Source organism: Massilia atriviolacea (assembly GCF_003953935.1).
Classification (GTDB): domain Bacteria; phylum Pseudomonadota; class Gammaproteobacteria; order Burkholderiales; family Burkholderiaceae_D; genus Telluria_A; species Telluria_A atriviolacea.
The window spans coordinates 216402-235612 of the sequence record NZ_RXLQ01000004.1 but is presented as its reverse complement, the minus strand read 5'-3'; the positions used below and the strand labels follow the sequence as shown (position 1 = coordinate 235612).

Annotated in this window: 17 protein-coding genes; 7 read left to right on the top strand and 10 right to left on the bottom strand. The window is 66.8% G+C overall.

Annotated elements, in window-relative coordinates; genetic code table 11:
- Positions 1–7 precede the first annotated feature (7 nt).
- Genes EJB06_RS09080 through EJB06_RS09035 form a run of 10 tightly spaced genes read right to left on the bottom strand, consistent with a single transcriptional unit; the run spans position 8 to position 12823 of the window.
- Complete coding sequence (locus EJB06_RS09080; RefSeq protein ID WP_126073686.1) at positions 8–1912, bottom strand: XrtA/PEP-CTERM system amidotransferase; 1905 nt, start codon at positions 1910–1912, stop codon at positions 8–10.
- Entirely contained in the window at positions 1900–3048 is a 1149-nt protein-coding gene (locus tag EJB06_RS09075) for a TIGR03088 family PEP-CTERM/XrtA system glycosyltransferase (RefSeq protein WP_126073685.1), read from the bottom strand. Before EJB06_RS09075 ends, EJB06_RS09080 begins: the two co-directional genes overlap by 13 nt.
- Positions 3045–4592, bottom strand: a complete 1548-nt coding sequence (gene xrtA / locus EJB06_RS09070; protein WP_126073684.1) for an exosortase A — start codon at positions 4590–4592, stop codon at positions 3045–3047. The genes EJB06_RS09075 and xrtA overlap by 4 nt, the downstream gene beginning before the upstream one ends.
- Positions 4592–5800 carry a TIGR03087 family PEP-CTERM/XrtA system glycosyltransferase gene (locus tag EJB06_RS09065; protein ID WP_126073683.1) on the bottom strand — a complete coding sequence of 403 codons (1209 nt, stop codon included), beginning with the start codon at positions 5798–5800 and terminating at the stop codon, positions 4592–4594. Before EJB06_RS09065 ends, xrtA begins: the two co-directional genes overlap by 1 nt.
- A 2-nt stretch (positions 5801–5802) precedes the next feature.
- Positions 5803–6900, bottom strand: a complete 1098-nt coding sequence (locus EJB06_RS09060) for a FemAB family XrtA/PEP-CTERM system-associated protein (RefSeq protein ID WP_126073682.1) — start codon at positions 6898–6900, stop codon at positions 5803–5805.
- Complete coding sequence (locus EJB06_RS09055) at positions 6897–7781, bottom strand: XrtA system polysaccharide deacetylase (protein ID WP_229426986.1); 885 nt, start codon at positions 7779–7781, stop codon at positions 6897–6899. The genes EJB06_RS09060 and EJB06_RS09055 overlap by 4 nt, the downstream gene beginning before the upstream one ends.
- Positions 7778–8791 (bottom strand): XrtA/PEP-CTERM system-associated ATPase, encoded by a 1014-nt coding sequence (locus tag EJB06_RS09050; RefSeq protein WP_126073681.1) that lies wholly within the window; start codon positions 8789–8791, stop codon positions 7778–7780. The genes EJB06_RS09055 and EJB06_RS09050 overlap by 4 nt, the downstream gene beginning before the upstream one ends.
- Before the next feature lie 16 nt (positions 8792–8807).
- Positions 8808–10355: a TIGR03016 family PEP-CTERM system-associated outer membrane protein gene (locus EJB06_RS09045; RefSeq protein ID WP_164557874.1), complete on the bottom strand. Its 1548-nt coding sequence runs from the start codon at positions 10353–10355 to the stop codon at positions 8808–8810.
- A complete protein-coding gene (locus EJB06_RS09040; protein ID WP_126073679.1) occupies positions 10348–11262 on the bottom strand; it encodes an XrtA-associated tyrosine autokinase in 915 nt (304 codons plus the stop codon). Before EJB06_RS09040 ends, EJB06_RS09045 begins: the two co-directional genes overlap by 8 nt.
- A 25-nt stretch (positions 11263–11287) precedes the next feature.
- Positions 11288–12823 carry an XrtA system polysaccharide chain length determinant gene (locus tag EJB06_RS09035; RefSeq protein ID WP_126073678.1) on the bottom strand — a complete coding sequence of 512 codons (1536 nt, stop codon included), beginning with the start codon at positions 12821–12823 and terminating at the stop codon, positions 11288–11290.
- A 458-nt stretch (positions 12824–13281) separates the two neighbouring features.
- Between EJB06_RS09035 and EJB06_RS09030 the strand changes: the two genes are divergently transcribed.
- From EJB06_RS09030 to EJB06_RS09000, 7 genes are all read left to right on the top strand, one after another.
- Complete coding sequence (locus tag EJB06_RS09030; protein WP_126073677.1) at positions 13282–14139, top strand: S1 family peptidase; 858 nt, start codon at positions 13282–13284, stop codon at positions 14137–14139.
- 137 nt (positions 14140–14276) lie between these two features.
- Entirely contained in the window at positions 14277–14885 is a 609-nt protein-coding gene (locus EJB06_RS09025; protein ID WP_126073963.1) for an XrtA/PEP-CTERM system exopolysaccharide export protein, read from the top strand.
- Positions 14886–15121: 236 nt separating this feature from the next.
- Positions 15122–15775, top strand: coding sequence for a hypothetical protein (locus EJB06_RS09020; protein ID WP_126073676.1), 654 nt, complete (start codon positions 15122–15124; stop codon positions 15773–15775).
- Positions 15776–15818: 43 nt separating this feature from the next.
- Positions 15819–16100, top strand: a complete 282-nt coding sequence (locus EJB06_RS09015; protein ID WP_126073675.1) for an HPr-rel-A system PqqD family peptide chaperone — start codon at positions 15819–15821, stop codon at positions 16098–16100.
- Positions 16097–17011: an HprK-related kinase A gene (locus EJB06_RS09010; protein WP_126073674.1), complete on the top strand. Its 915-nt coding sequence runs from the start codon at positions 16097–16099 to the stop codon at positions 17009–17011. Before EJB06_RS09015 ends, EJB06_RS09010 begins: the two co-directional genes overlap by 4 nt.
- Positions 17008–18099, top strand: coding sequence for a nucleotidyltransferase domain-containing protein (locus EJB06_RS09005; protein WP_126073673.1), 1092 nt, complete (start codon positions 17008–17010; stop codon positions 18097–18099). The genes EJB06_RS09010 and EJB06_RS09005 overlap by 4 nt, the downstream gene beginning before the upstream one ends.
- Positions 18100–18256: 157 nt before the next feature.
- Positions 18257–19204, top strand: a complete 948-nt coding sequence (locus EJB06_RS09000) for an EDSAP-1 family PEP-CTERM protein (RefSeq protein WP_126073672.1) — start codon at positions 18257–18259, stop codon at positions 19202–19204.
- Positions 19205–19211: the final 7 nt, after the last annotated feature.

Sequence of the window (19211 nt, the reverse complement as noted above, 5' to 3'; positions counted from 1 at the left end):
GCCACCGTCATGCGCCCGCTCCCAGCAGCTCTTTGCGCAAGAAGGCTTCGAACATCAGCAGGGTCCAGATCGGCGCGCTGTAGTCGCGCCGGCCCGACTCGTGCTGTTCCACCATCTCGCTCAGGTAGGCGTTGTTGAAGATGCCGGTTTCCTTGAGCGTGTCGCCCAGCAGCGAATCGCGCACGCGCTGGCGCAGCGGGCCGCGGAACCAGCCGGCCAGCGGCACCGCGAAGCCCATCTTCTTGCGGTACAGGATATCGTGGGGCAGGTACTGCTCCAGGCTTTTCTTGAAGATGTACTTGCCTTCGCTGCCGCGCAGCTTCATCTCCGGCGGCAGGCCCGAAATCCATTCCACCAGCTTGTGGTCCAGCAGCGGCACGCGCACTTCGAGCGCGTGCGCCATGCTGGCCCGGTCGACCTTGGTGAGGATGTCGCCCGGCAGGTAGGTTTTCATGTCGAGGTACTGGATCATCGACAGCGGATCGTCGGTGGGCGACTTGGCCGCGTGGCCCTGCATCACGTCGATCGCGCGGTAGCCCTGCAAGCGGGTGCGGAAGGCGGGCGTAAACAGCTGCGCGCGCATGGCGTCGGACATGATCGACACGCCATGGAAGTAGCCTTCGACCAGGTCGCGCGCGAGCGCTTCGAAGGTGGTCTTGGCGCGGAACATGCGCGGCGCCCAGTCGGCCTTGGGATAGTATTTTCCGAGCGGTCCGAACACCAGCTTGCGCAGGCCGGTCGGCAGGCGCGAACGCACGCTGTCTTCGGCCATGGCGTAGCGGTAGCGGCGGTAGCCGGCCAGGTTCTCGTCGCCGCCGTCGCCCGACAGGGCCACCGTCACGCGCTTCCTCGCCAGCTGGCACACGCGGTAGGTGGGAATGGCGGAACTGTCGGCATACGGCTCGTCGTACAGGTCGGCCAGGGTGTCGAGCAGCGCGTAGTCGTCGGTGTCCACGGTGTCGGTATGGTGGTGGGTCCGGTACTGGCGCGCCACCTGTTCGGCGTATTCCGATTCGTCGAAGGCCTTGTCGTTGAAGGCGATCGAGCAGGTGTTGACCGGGTCCTTCATCAGGCCGGCCATCATGGCCACGATGGCGCTCGAATCGACCCCGCCCGACAAAAAGGCGCCGAGCGGCACTTCGGCCTTGAGGCGGATCCTGACCGCTTCGCGCAGGCGCACCACCAGTTCGCCCTCGGCGTCGGCCTGGGTCATGGCGCCGTGCAGCTTGAACGGCACGTCCCAGAACTGGCGCGGCTGCGGAATCGGCTGGCCGATTTTCACGGTCAGGCAAAAGCCCGGCGAGAGCTTAAAGGCGCTGCTGTAGATGGTCTTCGGCTCCGGCACGTAGCCGTAGGCGAAGTAGTCTTCCACCGCGCGCGGGTCGATCGCGCGCGGCAGGCCGGGATGGGCGCGCAGCGATTTGAGTTCCGAGCCGAAGATGAACATCCCGTCCGGCAGCACGGCGTAGTAGAAGGGCTTGACGCCGAGGCGGTCGCGCGCCATGAACATGGTCTGTTTGACCCGGTCCCACACGGCGATGGCGAACATGCCGCGAAAGCGCTGCACGCACTCCTCGCCCCAGGCCGACCAGGCGTGCACGATGGTTTCGGTGTCGCTTTTGGTGCGGAACACGTAGCCCAGCTGCTGCAGTTCCTCGGTCAGCTCGGGGTAGTTGTAGATTTCGCCGTTGAAGACCACGCCGACATTGCCCTCGGCGTTGAACATGGGCTGCTGGCCGCTCAGGATGTCGATCACCGACAGGCGCCGGTGGCCGAAGCCGACCCCGGGCTCGGTGTACACGTCGCCTTCGTCCGGACCGCGATGGTGCTGGGTTTCGTTCATGCGCCTGACCAGCGCCGGGTCGATCTCGCGCGCACCGCGCGTATCAAAAATGCCGACTATTCCACACATGATTTCGCACTCTTCCTGAATTGTTTTTTATGTTCGCACAAGGCATCGTACAAAGATTCGTAAGCGGCCACCATGGCCGCCATGTTGTAGTGGCGTTCGATCCGCGCGCGGCCCGCCGTGCCGTGCGCCGTCCTCAGTCCGGCGTCGAGCGCGTAGCGTTCCAGCGCGGCGGCCATGGCGGGCGCGTCGGACGGCGGAACCAGCGCGCCGGTGGTGCCCTCGGCGACGACTTCGGGCACCCCGCCGACGCGCGTGCCGACCACCGGCAGGCCGCTCGCCATCGCTTCCAGGGCCGAACCGGGCGTGCCTTCGGCGATCGAGGACAGCGCAAAGATGTCGAAGCCGCGCAGGATCTCGGCCACGTCGAGGCGCGCGCCGGGCAGCCAGACCAGGTGCGCCACGCCGGCCTGTTCGGCCTGGGCCTGCAGGGCCGCCAGCAGCGGGCCGCCGCCGACGATGGCCAGGCGCACCTGCGGCAGGCGCGCGTGCAGCAGCACGAAGGCGCGCAGCAGGCTGGCGTGGTCCTTGACGTCCTGGATGCGGCCGACGCTGCCGATGACGACGGTCTCCGGCCCGAAATGGCGCACCACGCCGCCCTGCGGCTGGAATTTGTCGGCGTCGATGCCGTTCGACAGCAGCAGGCTCTTGTTCTCGGCCACGCCGATGACAGTGCGGTTCCAGGCCAGCATGTCGGCCGAATTGGCGTAGCAGCAGTCGTAGAACGGGACCATCAGCCGGCGCAGCAGATTGTGCTTGCGGTTGCGCCCTTGCGGATCGGCGGCGTCGCGCCCGTGCAGGCCGTTGATGCGCACCGGGACCCCGGCCAGCAGCGCCGCCGGCGCGTATTCGACGGCGGCCAGGTTGTAGGTGTGCAGGATGGTCGGGCGCAGGCGGCGCAGCAGCTTCCACAAGGCCGCGTGGGTCGCGGGCGACAAACCGGGCCGCTTGTGCAGGGCGAACAGTTCCACCCCCGGTTTGCCGATCTTGTCGGCAAAGGCGGTGTAGTCGGTCAGGCACACCACCGCGTGGCGGTAGTGCGCGGCCGGCATGCGGTTGATGCGCTCGACGAGCAAGGTCTCCAGGCCGCCGAAGTCGAGCCGGTAGATCAGGTGGACCACGAGCGGAATATCGCTCATCGGCGCACCGTGTTGGCAGCCAGCGCGGCTTCGATGGCGGCCAGGTCGTCCTTGAGGAAGGCGCGCAGCGCCACCCGCGCCGGCTCCGGATCCTCGTCGTACAGCGCGAACACCATCACGGCGGCGCCGTCGTCGCTGGCGTGCAGCAGCTTCTGGCGGATCTGCAGCAGCTTGCCGGCGTAGTCGTTGCTGGTGGTGCTGCCGTCGATCCAGTACCAGTGCCACACCAGCATCTTGCCGCCCGGGCCGTGCATGGTGCTCTCGCGCAGGCGCAGGGCGCGCGCGCCGATGGCTTCATCGCGCACGGCGGTGGTGATGGTGCGCCATACCGGGTCGGTCACCGGCGACAGGCGGTTGGTGGTGGTAATGAGCTTGGTGCCGTCGGGCGGCTTGCGGTAGTACAGCAGCTTGAAGCCGACCGGCTGGCCGCCAACGTCGTGGAACTGCTGCAGTTCGGCGCTCGCTTTGGGGAAGGCCGGGGTCCAGTCGACAAAGGCCGGGGCGCGCGGCGCCGCGGCCGCCACGCCGGCCAGCAGCACCGGCGCCGGCGCCGCTTCGCTCTTCTCCAGATAGTACTGGTAGGCGGGCCAGATGCCGACGCAGGCGACGATCGCCAGCGCGGCCGGCAGCAGCTTGCGCAGCGGCGCCGGCGGCGCGTCGGGCAGGGCCGGCGCGGCCGCCGGCGCGGCGTCGGGGGCGGTGTCTTCGCGCCAGATGGCGCCGATCCAGAACAGCAGGAACATCACGATGCCGAAAAACACCCAGCCGTAGATCAGGTGGTCGACGCCGACCGCCAGCGTCATGCCGCTCAGGTGGCCGATCATCACGATCAGGTAGGCGCGCGCGCCGTTGGCGAACACCGGCACGATGATCGAGGCGACGATGAACAGCGCGCGGCGCCAGGTGCTGCGGTAAGTCAGGTAGGCGTACAGGCAGCCGAGCGTCACCGACGAAATCAGGTAGCGCACCCCGCTGCAGGCTTCCACCACCGACCAGTTGCCGCTCGGGATACTGAAGTTGTTCCCTTCGCGGAAAACCGGAATCCCGGTGGCGATCAGGGCATCGATGGTGAAGTTGGCGGTCATGCCGATCAGCGGTTCGATGAAGACGTCGCCGAAGGGCACCGCGAACAGGATGAAAGCGAGCGGAAACGCCAGGCTGCGCGCGATCGGCAGCCCGAGGATCGCCAGCGCCGACAGGGGCAGCATGGCCACGAAGGCGTAGTGGCGCACGATCTGCACCTGGCCCATCTCGCCCAGCAGCCAGGCGGCGCCGCAGGCGGCCAGCAGCGGCAGCGCGGGCCACCACGGCCGCACCGGCATGGAACGCAGCTGCTCGCGCCGGCCCCAGATCAGCCACAGGCTGATGGGCAGGATCACGTAGCCGTGCGCAAAGGTGCCGGAACTGTCCCAGATGCCGACGATGGACGCCGCCGTGCCGAAATAGGCGAGGAAGGGAAACAGCAGCACGGCCCCGATCAGGAGCGATTGCAGGAGGTACGACTGGGCCGGGCGCACCGGATTGAGGGCAAGACCTTGTTCCACTATGCGCTTTCGACAGACATCTGTTCTAACAGGGAGACCACCGGCGCCAGGTTGCTGGACCAGCCGTAGCGGGTTTCCACCACGTGGCGCGCGGAGGCGCCCATCTCGGGACGGGGCGCGTTCAAGGCCTGGCCGATGGCGGCGGCGAACTGCGGCGCGTCGGCGGCCAGCAGCAGGTCGCGCCCGGGTTCGGCGGCGATGCCCTCCAGGGCCTGCGGCGAGACCACCACCGTCCTGGCCATCGACATGGCCTCCAGCACCTTGTTCTGGATGCCGCGCGCAATGCGCAGCGGCGCCACGCACAGCGCGGCGTGCGCGACGAAGGGGCGCACGTCGGGCACGGTGCCGGTGACGGTCACGCCGGGCAGCGCGGCCAGCTGCAGCACCTCGGCCGAGGGGCGCGCGCCGACGATGACGAATTGCGCCGCCGGATGGCGCGCCAGCAGCGCCGGAAAAATCTCGCGCGCGAACCAGCTCACCGCGTCCACGTTGGGCCAGTAATCCATGGCCCCGCAAAACACCAGCGCCTGCTGGCCGGCGACGAAGGGATTCGGGTAGGCCGCCTGCGGCGTGAAGTAGTCGGTATCGACGCCGTTATTGAAAAAGCCGGTGCGCTCGGCGCTTTCGGGCGCGAGTTGGCGGAACAGGGCCGCTTCCGGCGCCGAGACGAACAGCGCGGCGGCGCTTTCGAGCGCCACCTTGCGCTCGTAGCGCAGCAACTGGCGCGCTTCGTGCGCGTACAGCATGCTCATCGGCCAGGGCTTCTGCGCGGCGTACTGGCGCCATTTGTCGGAGTCGACATCGCAGAAGTCGACCACGCGGCGCGCCTGCGGATACGGCTCGGCATACTGCGCCATGGCCGAGGAAAACACCAGGATGCGCCCGATCTTGTGGGCCGCCATGGTCTTGCCGACCCAGTCGCGCAAACCCCTGTCGCGGTAGTAGTCGAGCGAGAGCGACCGGTTGGCCAGCAGCGCGCCCAGGCTGCGCACGCGCGCCATGGCGGGATCGAGCCGGGCGAAGTGGCTCGACGCGCACAGGGCCTGCACGCGCGGCAGGTGCTGCCAGTCGTCGGCGTCGTCGACGAAGGTCCCCAGGTGCACCCTGTAGTGGCGCGCCAGGTGCTTGAGCAGATGATACGAGCGGATCTTGTCGCCCTTGTTGGGCGGGTAGGGAATCCGGTGGATCAGCAGCAGCAGGTCGTCCACGCTCAGCCCAGGCTCTTGACGATGTGCGGGCCGAGGACATTGGCCAGCGCCAGCGGCATCTTCTTCCACAGCTTGATGAACAGCTGGTACTTGGGATTGAGCGGGTTGTTGTCGGGCAGTTCGGTCGAGGCGTACAGGCGGTACTCGTAGGCCAGCGGGGTGGGCGAAAAACCCCAGTTCTTCTTGAAGTCGAAGGCGCCGGTACCGAGCTTGCTGCGCCCGAAGTCGAAGATGCGGGCGCCGCGCGCGGCGGCGGCCTGCATCAGGTTCCAGTACATGAAGTCGTTGCCGGCGAATTCGCGCGCGGCCGGCATGCCGCCGCCGTAGTAGGGCAGCACTTCGTCGCGGAAGTAGAAACTGAGCACCCCGGCCACGATGGCGCCATCCTTGACGATGATGCGGATCTCGCATTCCTCGCCGAAGACTTCCTTGATGACCGCGAAGTATTTTTTCGGGAACACCGGGGTGCCGAGGCGGTGCACGCTGGTGGCGTAGGCGGTGAAGAAGCGCTCGACGCCCTGGTCGATTTCGGCGGCGAGGCCGCACTTGATCCCCTTGCGCACCATGGCGCGCTGCTTGCGCGGGATGGCGTTCATGTTCTCGTCGTCGTCGGCGCTGATGGCCTTGCGGAAGGTGACGTACAGTTCCTTCTGGTGCCAGGCCGGGTCGCCCGCGTGCGCCGGCAGCAGGTTGCGGTATTCGAGGTGGCCGACGCCGAGCTGCGCGGCCAGCCTGTCGGCGGCGGCGTCGAGCAGGGGACGGGCCGCGGGGTCGCTCGCGGCCACCCCGCCGAGCACGCAGAAGGGCAGCGATCCGAGCGAGTGGCCGAACAGGCGGCTCTTGATTTCGGCCAGCGGCAGCACGCCGATGATCAGGCCATCGCGTTCGGCGTAGTAGAACCAGGTCTTGTGGCCGTACACGCGCTCGATCACGGTCTGCCAGCCGGCGCGGTGGAAGAAGGTCGCTTCCGGGCAGGCCGCCACGAAGGCGTCCCAGCGCGCCATGTCGCGCGCGTCGCCGGCGCGCAGCAGGTGCACGCTGGCGCCTGCGCCGTGGGTGGTGGGCGAGCGGTCCTGCACTGCGTCGGTGGTCGAACTCATTGGGTCCCTAAAAAGATGCGGTCCATGCGGTCCCAGGCAAAGTCGCGGGTGAGCAGCTTGATGCGCCCTTCCATGCGTTGCAGGTTGACGTAATGGCGGAAACGGGTTTTCAGGCTGGCGCCGCCGGGACGCGGCTGGCCGGGATCGAGCTCCCACGGATGGAAGTAGAAGATCGCCGGCTGTCCGTCCTCGCTGTTCACGCGCCGCATCATCCAGCGCGACAGGCTGTAAGGCAGCAGGCGGAAGTAGCCGCCGCCTCCGGCCGGCAGCTTGCGCCGGCCCAGCATGGCGGTGGTGATCGGCACTTCCAGCAAGCCGTCCGGCCCGTTCGGGAAGAACGCGAAGCGCGGCGCGTCCGGCATGCCGTAGTGGTCGTGCGCGATCGGATAGATGCTGGAGCTGTAGCGGTAGCCGGCCTCGTGCAGCACGTCGAGCGCCCACAGGTTGGCCGTGCCGATCGAAAAACTGGGGGCGCGGTAGCCCAGCACGCGCTGCCCGCCGATGTCTTCCAGCAGGGCCTTGCTGCGCCCGACGTCGTCGGCGAATTCGGCGCGGGTCTGGTCGGAGGCGCGCAGGTGGCCGTAGCCGTGGCTGGCCAGTTCGTGGCCGCCGGCGACGATGCGGCGCACCATGTCCGGATAGCGTTCGGCGATCCAGCCCAGGGTGAAGAAGGTGGCGTGCACGCCGCCGGCGGCCAGGATCGCCAGGATGCGCTCGATGTTCGCTTCGACCCGGCATTCGCGCGACGGCCAGGACGCGCGCGCGATGATGGGCGCAAAGGCCGAGACCTGGAAATAGTCTTCGACGTCGATGGTCATCGCATTGCGGATCGGTTGGCCGAGCGCGCGCGGCATGGCGGCGGGATGCAGGCGGTCGTTCATTCGTGGTGGTCGCTTGGATGGTGGGGAGGCGCCGGCAAGGTACTGACGACTTTCTTGAGGATCGACAGCACCGAGGCCATCGACTTTTCCATCTTCAGGATGCGTTCGTCCAGGTAGCCCGGGTTGTCCACGGTGCCGAGCGGCGCCACGCTGCCCAGGGCGGCGGCGGCCTGTTCGCGCACCACTTCCGGCGGCAGTTCGTATTCCTGGCGGATGTCGCGCACCACCTCGTTGACGTCGGTGTCGGAAAAGGCGTGCAGCTCTTCCAGGTAGCCCATCAGCAGCAGGCGGTCGCACAGGGCGTTGGTCTTCCTCGGAATGCCGCCGCTGTAGTCGTAGATGGCGGCGTGCGCGCCGGCCGAAAACGAGGGGTCGTTCTTCCAGCCGACCGTGTGCAGGCGGTGCTCGACATAGGCGCGCGTTTCCGGACCATCCATGGGACCGAGGTGGTAGCTGGCCGTAATGCGCTGGCGCAGCTGCTGCATGCCGGCGCTGTGCAGGGTGGTGCGGAACTCCGGCTGGCCCAGCAAGAAGGTTTGCAGCAGCGACTTGTCGTCGGTCTGGAAGTTCGACAGCATGCGCAGTTCCTCGACCGCGCGCGGGGTCAGGTTCTGCGCCTCGTCGACCACCAGCAAGGCGCGCTTGCCTTCTTCGTCGCAGGCGCGCAGGAATTGTTCGAGGCGCTCCAGCAGCGCCGTCTTGCTGGCGTTCTCGTACGGCAGGCCGAAGGCGGCGACCACGGTGCGCAGGGTGTCGTCGGCATCGAGATGGGTGTTGACGATGTGGGCGGCCACGATCTGCTCGGACGGCATCTGCTTGAACAGGTTGCGCACCAGGGTGGTCTTGCCGGCGCCGACTTCACCGGTGATGACGATGAAGCCTTCGCCGTGCGACAGGCCGTACTCCAGGTAGGCCATGGCGCGCTTGTGGCCTTTGCTGGCAAAGAAAAAATGGGGGTCCGGCCGCAGCCGGAAGGGCTTGTCGCTCAGCCCATAATAAGTTTCATACATCGCTGACTCGATTCCGCTAGAACTGCAAGGACAGAGAGGCCGTGACGGCATTCTCGCGGTACGACGCGACCTGGTCGGTCGTGGTACCGGACACGCGGCGCGCCTCGAAGGCGCCCCGCACTTTGGGCGAAAACTGGCGCGTCACGGCCAGTCGCAGGGCTGCATTCTTACTCGACAGGCCGGTGGCACGCGATAAGACGCGCGCGTTGGTCCAGGACGCGTTGATCCCGCTGCGCGAGGTCAGGCGCATGTTCCACAGGGCGCTGGCGCCGCGCTGGGTGGTGTCGTCGTTCAGGCGCGCGCTGGCCGGGCCGGTGAGCAGGCTGTCGGTCTGGATCAGCGACAGGCCTTCGCGCCGGCTGTCGAAGGCGCTCAGGATCAGGGTGGTGCGCGCCGTGTTGAAGGCGACCGAGGCCTGCAACTGCTTCTGCAGGATGAAGCGGTTGCTGAAGTAGTTGATGCTGTCGGCCAGCGAGGCCGGCAGGCCGGTGGCGCGGATGTAGGCCTCGACCGCCTGCGCGCGCGCCAGCGGATCGGGTATCTGCGCCGTGAACAGGCGGTCCAGCATCGAGGCGGTGTCGATGGTGGCCGGCAGCAGCAGCTGCGAACGGGTGGTGGTGACCGAGTCGCTGTAGTTGATGCTCCATACCGAACGGCGGCTGCGGTGCAGCGCCTGCAGGTTGTAGGTATTGCCGTAGTAACGCTTGCCGGCGCCGGCCACCAGGCTGGTGCGCGAACTCGGGGTCCACTCGATACCGCCCTGCCAGAAGCGCCCTTTGGTCGCTTCGCCCTCGGACTGGTAATCGTATTCGTCGTAGCCGGCGCTGGCGGTCAGGTTGAAGTCTTCGCCGACGCGGTAGCGCGCATTCGCGCTCACCATCTTGATGCTCGACTCGGGCGCGATGCTGTCGTCCACGCGCTGGTGGCTGTACTGCAGGCCCCAGCCGACGCGGCGGAAGCTGCGCCCGCTGTTCAGGTTCATGCTCAGCACGTCGCTGCTGCTGTCGCCGAAGCCGATGCGGCCGGCGTCGACCGAGTCGTGGGTATAGCGCACGGCGGCCGTGGCGCTGCTGCCGAAGCGGTGCAGCAGGTAGGGGCTGACGCGCCAGGTCTTGACGTTGGCGCGGTTGGCCGTGGCGTAGCCGTTGCCGTTGGCCTGCGGGCCGAAGGCGGACACCGGCTGCTGGCCGATGGCGCCGTCGGTGTCGAGGAACAGCAGGTCGTCGATGAGGGTGGCCTTGGCGCCGGCGCGCAGCTGCGACTGGGCGTGGCGCACGCCTTCCACGCCGTCGTCGTCGAAGGCGTAGTAGTGCAGCTGGTAGTTGGCCGACAGTTTCAGGCGCGGGCCCCGGTTGAGCAGGGTGAAGCCGGGCGTCAGTTCGGTGACCAGGCGGCTTTTGGCGATCTCGTCGCGGCTGAGCGCGACGTTGTCGGTATAGGTCTCGCGCAGGTCCAGCGTGGGCGTGAACTTCCAGTCGGCGCGCGCCCCCGGGGCGGCCAGCAGGGCCGCCAGCGCGGCCGGCACGACGACGGCGCGGCGCGCTGCCGGCGCACGCTTAGCCATAGTGGTAGTCATACGTTTCGGTGCCGGGGAATTCGCGCGTCTTGTTGTAGATCAGGTTCACATTGCTGCAGCCTTCCAGCTGGCGCAGCGATTCCTTGACCGCGTGCTGGGTGGTGCCTTCGGCTTCGACCACCAGCGCGATCTGGCCCATGTGGCTGGCCAGCACGTGCGCTTCGCTGGTGAGCAGCAGCGGCGGCGAATCGAAAATGACGACCCGGTCCGGGTAGCGGTTGGCGATCTCGAACACGAAGCTGCTCATCGCCTGGCTGGCCAGCAGCTCGGTGGCGCGCGGGTTGTTGCTGCCGGCCGGGAGGATGCTGAGGGTGTTCACATTGGTGCGCAGCATGACGTCGGCCATGTCGAGCTTGTCGTCGAGCAGGATGTCCATCAGGCCGCGGTGGGCCGGCAGGCCGAGCGTGCGCAGCACCGAGGGGCGGGCCACGTCGGCGTCGATCAGCAGCACCGTGTGGTCGAGTTCCATGGCGATGCTCATGGCCAGGTTGATCGAGCAAAAGGTCTTGCCTTCGCCCGGCAGCGAACTGGTGACCATGATCAGGTTGGCCGGCTTGTCGCCCGGCGCGCGCGGCGCGAAGGCGCGCTTGAGCAAGGGCCGCTTGATGATGCGGAAGTCTTCCACCAGGGTGGTGCGCCCGCCCGCCGCCGTCACCAGGCCGAGCGCCTGCATGCGTTCGAGATCGAGTTCGACGTGGTTGGCGCTGCGCTTCGGCGCCTGCGCCGGGGCCTGCGCTTGCGCCGGGGCTGCGGCTGCGGCTGCGGGCGGCGCCGGCGGCACCGGCGGCACCTCCGCCGCCGGCGGCGCGCTCGCGGCCGCGCGGGCAGGGAGGGGCGCGCCCTGCTCGTCCTTCTTGTGTTCGATGCGGCTGGCCGCTTTTTCGATAATGCTCACGCTGTTCTCTCCAGTGAAGGCCGCATCAGAGCAGCGGTCGGACAAATAGGGCGGCCATCACGCCGCCATAGGCGCCGAACAGCACGATCACGGCCGCGCTGAAGGCGTACATGCGCTTGGTGCGCATGACCTTTTGTTCGTTGGTCCAGTTCATGCCGATGCTGCCGAGGATGGGAATGCCTGTCACGTCGCGCAGGCTGGCCTGGCTCATGAAGGTCGGGCGCAATTGGCTCATCAGCAGGGCCACGCCCAGGCCGGCCGCCAGCGCGGCGGCGAACACGAAGGAGAACAGGCGGTGGCGGTTCGGTCCGGACGGGGTCGAGGGCACGGTCGGCGGGTCGATCACGCGGAAGGTCAGCATGTCGGTGGCCGAACTGAGGTCGCCCGAGAGCTTGGCCGCTTCGCGCCGGCCCACCAGTTTTTCGTAGTTTTCCTTGTTGATCAGGTAGTCGCGGTTGAGCTGGGCCAGCTGGGCTTCGACTTCGGGCGCGTTGGTGCTCTGCGAGCGCAGGCGCGCCACGCGGGCGCTGTATTCGCCCACGCGCGCCTTGAGCGAGGCCACGCGCGCTTCTTCCACCGACAGCGCCACGTTCATCTGCTGCAGCATCGGGCTGTAATTGGCGCCGGGATCGTTGTTGCGCTTGTTGCGCTTGGCTTCTTCGAGCTTGCGCGCCTCCAGCTGGGCGATCAGGCGGCGCGCCGCCACGATGTCCGGATGGGCGTCGGTGTACTGCATGCGCAGGCCGTCCAGGTTCTTGTTGAGGGCCGCGATGCGCGCGTCGATTTCGGGATTGGCCACGCTGGAAGGCTCCGGCGGCGTCAGCGGGGCCGGTTCCTCGCCGGCGATCTGGCGCTTGATGGCGTTGCGCGCCTGCTCGGCTTCGGTCAGTTCCAGGCGCGCCTGGTTGAGCGCATCTTCGAGCGCAGTCATGTTGGCGGAAAAGTCGCCGCCGGCGCGCGGCAGCATGCCGAGGTGCTTGATCTTGAATTCCTTGAGCGCGTTTTCGGCCTGCACCAGCTTTTCTTCGTAATTCTTGATCTGGTCGTCGATGAATTGCACGGCTTTTTCGGAATCCTGCTTCTTGCCGCCGAAACTGCCTTCCACGAAGATGGTCAGCAGCGACTGCACGATGTCCTTGCCCAGCTTGGGGTTGGAATTCTTGTACGAGATCGTGTAGATGTCGTCGCGCTCGGTGCCGCCGATGCTGATCTGCGCCATCAGGTCGTCCACCAGCTTTTCGTTTTCCTTGGGAGTGGAGGCCTTGATGTCGAGGTCGACCATGCGCATCACGCGCTCGACGTTGGGACGGCTGATCAGGGTGCGGCGCATGAAGGCCACCTGCTGGTCCACGTTCGGCACCGTCGTCATGCCCGCCAGCAGCGGTTGCAGGATGCTCTGGGTATCGACGTAGACCCGCGCCGAGGCCTGGTATTCGTTGGGCAGGCGGTACACGACGGCCCAGCCGACGATGGCCACGATCCAGGAAATGACGACCGCATACCAGCGATATTTCCAGATCGCTTTGAGGAAGTTCGTCAACAGGGCCTGCAGTTCTGCCATCTCGTCAATCTCGCCATGAAGGGCGTCCCGAAGGGTGGCCCAGGCCGGCAACGTGCATGCAAACGCGGGCGTCGCGCCCGGTGCCGCACAGCGCCAGCCAATGTGTTGTCGGATGCACAAAAGGCAATTTCTTGCGACAGCTCATGGCATCGCCGAATAAATTGCCTTAAGGCATTGATTAATAATCATATGATACAGGAAATCCGTTGCTTGCTGATACTAAATTCGCCACGAATCATAGACGTTCAACAATTGTTTACGGCATCGTTCATGTATTCCATGACAAGTCGACTAATCCTGTTGCCCCTCGCAAAGAGTTTCGCACATCGACCCGCAAAAATGGAGGAATTCCGCGAGCGCAAAGCCGAATTTACAACAGTGATCAAGCGACCATCGCGCCCTGCTGTGCGCGAATGAAATCAGTTGTTGCCGGCGCGCCAATCGGGTACTGTCGGCGCATGACTTCCTCCTTCTTTTCCGCCCCTGCTATCCCCCGCTTGATCGCCCGCTTCATCGCCCGCTTGATCGTCCCCTTCCTGCGCGCCTGCCTCGGTGCGGGCCTGGCCGGCGCCTTGCTGCTGGCGCCCGGCGCGGCCGCTGCCGCCAGCTTCGGCCAGGTGATCCAGGCGGTCAAGCCCTCGGTGGTCGGGATCGGCACCTACCAGCCCACGCGCAGCCCGGCGATCGTGTTCGTGGCCACCGGTTTCGTCACTGGCGACGGCCTGAGCGTGGTCACGAATGCGCACGGCATTCCCGACACGCTCGACAGCGAGCGCAATGAAACCCTGGGCATCGTCATCGCCAAAGGCGACAAGGTCGATTTCCGGCCCGCCAGGCTGGCCGGGCTCGACCGCCAGCACGACCTGGCCCACCTGCGCCTGGCCGGCGCGCCCCTGCCGGCCCTGCGCCTGGGCGACGGCGCCACGGCCGAGGAAGGCCAGGCGCTGGCGTTCACCGGCTTTCCGCTCGGTATGGTGCTGGGCCTGCATCCGGTGACCCACCGCGCCATGCTCTCGGCCATCACGCCGCTGGTGATGCCCTCGCTCAGTTCGCGCAAGCTCGATGCGCGCGCGATCACGCAACTGTCGCGCGCGCCCTCGCCCATCTACCAGCTTGACGGCACGGCCTACCCCGGCAACAGCGGCAGCCCGGTCTACGATCCGGAGAGCGGCGAGGTGCTGGCGGTGCTGAACATGGTGTTCGTCAAGGGCTTGAAGGAAAATGCGATCACCAATCCGAGCGGCATCAGCTATGCCATCCCGGTGCGCCATGTGCGTGCGCTGTTACAACAGACGGCGGCCCAAAGCGCCCCCTGAGGAAAAGAAACGCCCTCCAGCCCTTTCGCTGGAAAAACTTCATGCTAAAATAGAAACTGTTGTAATTAAAATTGCATTAAAGTAATCTCGGCGCCGTCCGCATAAAGGAAAATCAGGTGAACACGTTCAACTACACGATGAAATGGCTGGGCGGCAGCGCCCTGGCCCTGTCCGCCCTGCTGCTGGGCGGCTGCGCCTCTCCGGTCTCGACCGTGGTACCGGACCCGATGCCGGCCACCACCCATGAATACCTGATCGGCCCGGGCGATAGCGTCAATATCGTGGTGTGGCGCAATCCGGAAGTGTCGACCACGGTGCCGGTGCGGCCGGACGGCAAGATCACCACCCCGCTGGTGGAAGACCTGCAAGCGAGCGGCAAGACCTCCACCACCCTGGCGCGCGATATCGAAAAGGCGCTCGAAAAATACATCCAGCAACCGGTGGTGACGGTGATCGTGACCAGTTTCGTCGGCAATTACAGCGAACAGATCCGCGTGATCGGCCAGGCCGCCCGTCCGCAGGCGCTCGCTTACCGGCGCGACATGTCGCTGATGGATGTGCTGATCGCGGTGGGCGGCGTGACCGAATTTGCATCGGGTAATAAAGCCATCATCATCCGCAAGATCGACGGCAAATCGGAAAAGCTGGCCGTGCGCTTGAACGACCTGATCAAGCAGGGCGATATTTCGGCCAACATCTACATGCGTCCCGGCGATGTGCTGGTGATTCCGGAAAGCTTCTTCTAAAGGTCGACAGACGGTCCAAGTCGTGGAATACTTGCGTAAAAGACAGGATGTCGGCTTTTTTTACAAAGCCCGGCCGCATCCTGGCGACGCCGCTAGCACACCGTGCGGCCAAGCCATTGATCTGCATCAGATTTTGCCGCAGGGGCGCGGTAATGGAATAAAAATTGCTTCATCTCTGTACCGGCACGGCTGACCGGGCATCGCATGCCTCTGCCCTTCAATTCAAGGAAACTGACGTGACTACCAATGACCAACAGGACCGCGCCAGCGGCGAAGCAGCAGCGCCGCCAGCGCCTTTGTCGGCGTCCGGCAGCGCGCGGCGCCGCTTTACGCGCGCCGGCCTGGGCGCGTCCGGGGTCCTGATGACCTTGGCAAGCCAGCCCGGCATGGCCGCCACCGTCTGCGCCTCGCCGTCCGGCTCGCTGTCGAACGGCTTGCAGACCAGCCACCGGCCCGACAATCCGCTCACCTGCGGCGGCAATTCGCCCGGCTTTTACGCCAACAACCCGGCCGGCTGGCCGTCGAATCCGGCGTCCACGCGCAAATTCAAGGATATTTTCACGGTCAACGCCAGCCAGGCCGCGCTGGGCGAGCTGACCCTGGACGAGGTGTTCAAGACCCACGGCAATCCGCACGGCGGCAAGGGCGGCAAGGGCCCGTTCAAGAGCGAGGACCTGGATCCGCACAATGTGGCCAGCCATGTGCTCGCCGCCTACCTGAACATCCAGACCAAGCGCTCGACCGTGCTGACCGAGACCCAGTTGCGCGCCATCTGGCACGAATACCAGTTCAACGGCGGCGGCAAGCTCGGCTATTACTCGCCGACGGCCGGCGTCAAATGGTATGGCGACGACATCGTCGCTTACCTGAAAACCACTTTCCATCAGTAGCCTGCACGGCGCCGGCGCCGCGCGCGCCCGCCTTTCCGACCTCATGCCGCACGCCCCTTCCTGGCACGTCCTCCCCGGCCAGCGCCTGCAATACCGCGAATGGGACCAGGAAGCGGTCCTGTTCAACGACCTGAGCGGCGACACCCACCTGCTCGACGCCGATGCGCTGGCGCTGCTGCTGGCCGTGCGCGACGGCGCCGCCGACCTGGCCGCGCTGCGCCTGGCGCTGGGGGTGGACGCGGCCGATGGGACGCAGGCCGACGCCGCGCTGCACGCGCTGCTGGCGCAACTGGCCGCCATTTGCCTGATCGAACAGCGCGCATGAGCACGATCAGCGCGCTCGGCCGCGCCGAACTGGGCCGCCGCCTGCGCGAAGGCGCCATCGACCTGCAGACGGGGGCCTTCGTCACCCGCATCCACAGCCCCTTCGCCAGCGTGGCCGATGGCCTGCACCTGCTGTACGCCGACTATCCCGTGCTGGAAAACAATGGCTTTGCCGACTTCCACGTCGACATCGCGCCGCCGCCCTCGCTGCGCCGCTGGTACAAGCCGCTGGCGCGCTTCGTCTACGACGGCATGGTGCCCTTCCTGCCGCTGCCGGCCGCGCAAGCGTTCCCGATGTTCGAATGGGGCATGAACTGGTGCGTGTCGAGCCGCGCGCACGCTTACCTGATCCTGCACGCGGCCGTGGTCGAGAAGCATGGACGGGCCGCCATCCTGCCGGCCCCGCCCGGTTCGGGCAAGAGCACCCTGTGCGCGGCCCTGGTCAGCCGCGGCTGGCGCCTGCTGTCGGACGAACTGGCGCTGGTGCGTCCGGAAGACGGCTTGCTGGTGCCGCTGCCGCGCCCGATCAGCCTGAAAAACGCCTCGATCGACGTGATGCGGCGCTACCAGCCGGACGCCGTCATCAGCCAGCCGGTGCCGGACACCACCAAGGGCACGGTGGCGCACCTGAAGGCGCCGGCCGAGAGCGTCGCGCGCGCGGCGGAGCCGGCCCGTCCGGGCTGGATCGTGTTTCCCAAATACACGGCCGGGGCGGCCACGAGCGTGCTCGAGGTGCCGCCGGCGCGCGCCTTCATGCGCGTGGCCGAGAACGGCTTCAATTACAGCGTGCTGGGCGCGCGCGGCTTTTCCACCCTGGCCGGCCTGGTGCAACAAGCGCGCCGCATCGACTTGCGCTACAGCGCGCTGGACGAGGCCGTCGACCTGTTCGATCGGCTGGCGGGCCCGGCGTGACAGCGGCAAGCGTACCGCTCCTCCTGCAACTGCTGCGCGACCCGGCCCGCGCCAGCAGCCTGAGCCTGCCCGACTGGGACTTGCTGCTGCGCCAGGCGGCGGCGGCGCGGCTGGAAGCGAGCCTGCACGGCCTGCTCGACGAACACGGCCTGGCCGCCACCGTGCCCGCCCCCGCCCGGCGCCACCTGGACTGGGCTGCCGTGCATGCCGGGCGCCACGCGCGCGCGGTGCGCTTCGAAATGGCGCAGATCGGCGCGGCGCTGGCCGCCAGCGGCGTGCCGCTGATCCTGCTCAAGGGCGGGGCCTACGCCATGGCGCAGCTGGCGGCGGGGCGGGGACGCCTGTTTTCCGACATCGATATCCTGGTGCCCAAGGAGCGCCTGGCCGAGGTCGAGGCGGCGCTGATGCTGCACGGCTGGGCCACGGTGGCGCAGGATGCCTACGACCAGCGCTATTACCGCAGCTGGATGCACGAATTGCCGCCGATGAAGCATGCGCGGCGCGCCAGCGTGATCGATGTGCACCACGCGATCCTGCCCGAAACGGCGCGCCTGCGGCCCGACCCGGCCGCACTGCGCGCCGCCGCCGTGCCCCTGCCGCAGCAAGCCGGCTTGCCCCCCCTGCGGGTGCTGGCCCCGGCCGACATGGTGCTGCACAGTGCCGTGCACCTGTTCTACGACGGCGAATTCGACCACGGCCTGCGCGACCTGCTCGACCTGCACCGCCTGCTGAGCCGCTTCGGCGAAACGCCCGGGTTCTGGGACGCGCTGGCCGCGCGCGCCGTCGCGCTGGAACTGGACCGGCCGCTGTTCTACGCCCTGCGCTACGGCGCGCGCCTGCTGCACACCGGCGTCCCCGACGCGGTCCAGGCCGCCATTCGGCCGGCCGGACCCGGGCGCGCGCTGCTGGCCCTGATGGACGCCCTGTTCCTGCGCGCCCTGCTGCCGCATCACCGCAGCTGCGCCGACCGCTTCAGCGCCGGCGCCCGCTTCTTGCTGTATATCCGGGGCAACTGGCTGCGCATGCCGCCGATGTTATTAACACGACATCTGTTTCACAAAGCATTTATTTCTCCTCGTAAAGATTAATCGGCGCCCGCGCTGTCGGTTTTCCTTACACCAGCTCATGCACCTACCATGAAAACGGTGCTAAGTACTTGATTTCAAACAATCCTCCGGTTCTGGCACGAGTCCTGCTTATACAGAGGCACGCAGGATCAACAAACAAAAACCGGGAGAAGCACTTATGAAACTGACAAAATACCTCGCTGCCGCCGCCGTCACAGCCGCGTTCATCGCAGCGCCGGCATCGGCCGCCACCATGGGCATGGCCGATCTCTCGATCACCGGCCTGATCATCCTGAACGCGAACAACGCGCCAGTGACCAGCGGCATCACGATCAAGACGGAAAACCGCACCGGCACCGCCGCCTCCAATTTCAACGGCGTCGACGGTACCGGCGCCGGCAGCGGGAATATCTTCAGCACGACCATCGGCGGCACCGTGGACGTGAAAAACCGTTGCGCCGGTCCGACCTGCGCCGCCATGCCAGTTGGTAACTATCCAGGCGGCGTGGAAAACAACTTCAGCGCCCACATTCCTGCACCGAACGGCAACTACGCCCTGGGCGATATGTACATCGCCGGCAGCGCGATCGGCATCGGCGCCAACGGCCTGACCCGCGCCGATTCGTCGGTCATGTCGCCAGGTAACGCCGGCAGCGCGAACGCGACCATCGCCAACTCGGCCACCTCGGAAACCACCTTCGTCGCCACCACCACCCTGCAAGCGCGCTTCGCACTCGGCTTCGAAGCCTATGTGGCCGCCTTCGTCGATGCCGCCACCGGCGTCAACGGTTCCTCGCTGGCCACGATCAGCTGGGCCCTGTCGCTGCAGGAAGTGATCGGCAACGTCTCGACCACGATCCTGAACTGGTCGCCGAGCGAAATCAACGATGGCGTCGCCTCCAGCCAGTTCGACGAAAATTCGATCAAGGAAAGCTCGGGCACCGTGCTGTCGAACCTGGTGACCCTGACCACCGGCCGCACCTACAAGCTGACCATCAACCAGGCATCGAACTCGATCGCGTCGGAAGTCAATGCCGTCCCTGAACCGGGCAGCATGGTGCTGGTCGGCCTGGGCCTGCTGGCCCTGGGCGCCGCATCGCGCCGCAGCCGCAAGGCCGCGAAGTAAGAGCGCT

Excerpts from the sequence above, each read along its gene's own strand:
- EJB06_RS09015 (WP_126073675.1), top strand. The coding sequence starts at position 15,819 with ATGCCGCACGCCCCTTCCTGGCACGTCCTCCCCGGCCAGCGCCTGCAA.
- EJB06_RS09075 (WP_126073685.1), bottom strand. The coding sequence starts at position 3,048 with ATGAGCGATATTCCGCTCGTGGTCCACCTGATCTACCGGCTCGACTTC.
- EJB06_RS09050 (WP_126073681.1), bottom strand. The coding sequence starts at position 8,791 with ATGTATGAAACTTATTATGGGCTGAGCGACAAGCCCTTCCGGCTGCGG.
- EJB06_RS09010 (WP_126073674.1), top strand. The coding sequence starts at position 16,097 with ATGAGCACGATCAGCGCGCTCGGCCGCGCCGAACTGGGCCGCCGCCTG.
- EJB06_RS09000 (WP_126073672.1), top strand. The coding sequence starts at position 18,257 with ATGAAACTGACAAAATACCTCGCTGCCGCCGCCGTCACAGCCGCGTTC.
- EJB06_RS09080 (WP_126073686.1), bottom strand. The coding sequence starts at position 1,912 with ATGTGTGGAATAGTCGGCATTTTTGATACGCGCGGTGCGCGCGAGATC.
- EJB06_RS09060 (WP_126073682.1), bottom strand. The coding sequence starts at position 6,900 with ATGAGTTCGACCACCGACGCAGTGCAGGACCGCTCGCCCACCACCCAC.
- EJB06_RS09055 (WP_229426986.1), bottom strand. The coding sequence starts at position 7,781 with ATGAACGACCGCCTGCATCCCGCCGCCATGCCGCGCGCGCTCGGCCAA.
- EJB06_RS09045 (WP_164557874.1), bottom strand. The coding sequence starts at position 10,355 with ATGGCTAAGCGTGCGCCGGCAGCGCGCCGCGCCGTCGTCGTGCCGGCC.
- EJB06_RS09025 (WP_126073963.1), top strand. The coding sequence starts at position 14,277 with ATGAAATGGCTGGGCGGCAGCGCCCTGGCCCTGTCCGCCCTGCTGCTG.
- EJB06_RS09035 (WP_126073678.1), bottom strand. The coding sequence starts at position 12,823 with ATGGCAGAACTGCAGGCCCTGTTGACGAACTTCCTCAAAGCGATCTGG.
- EJB06_RS09030 (WP_126073677.1), top strand. The coding sequence starts at position 13,282 with ATGACTTCCTCCTTCTTTTCCGCCCCTGCTATCCCCCGCTTGATCGCC.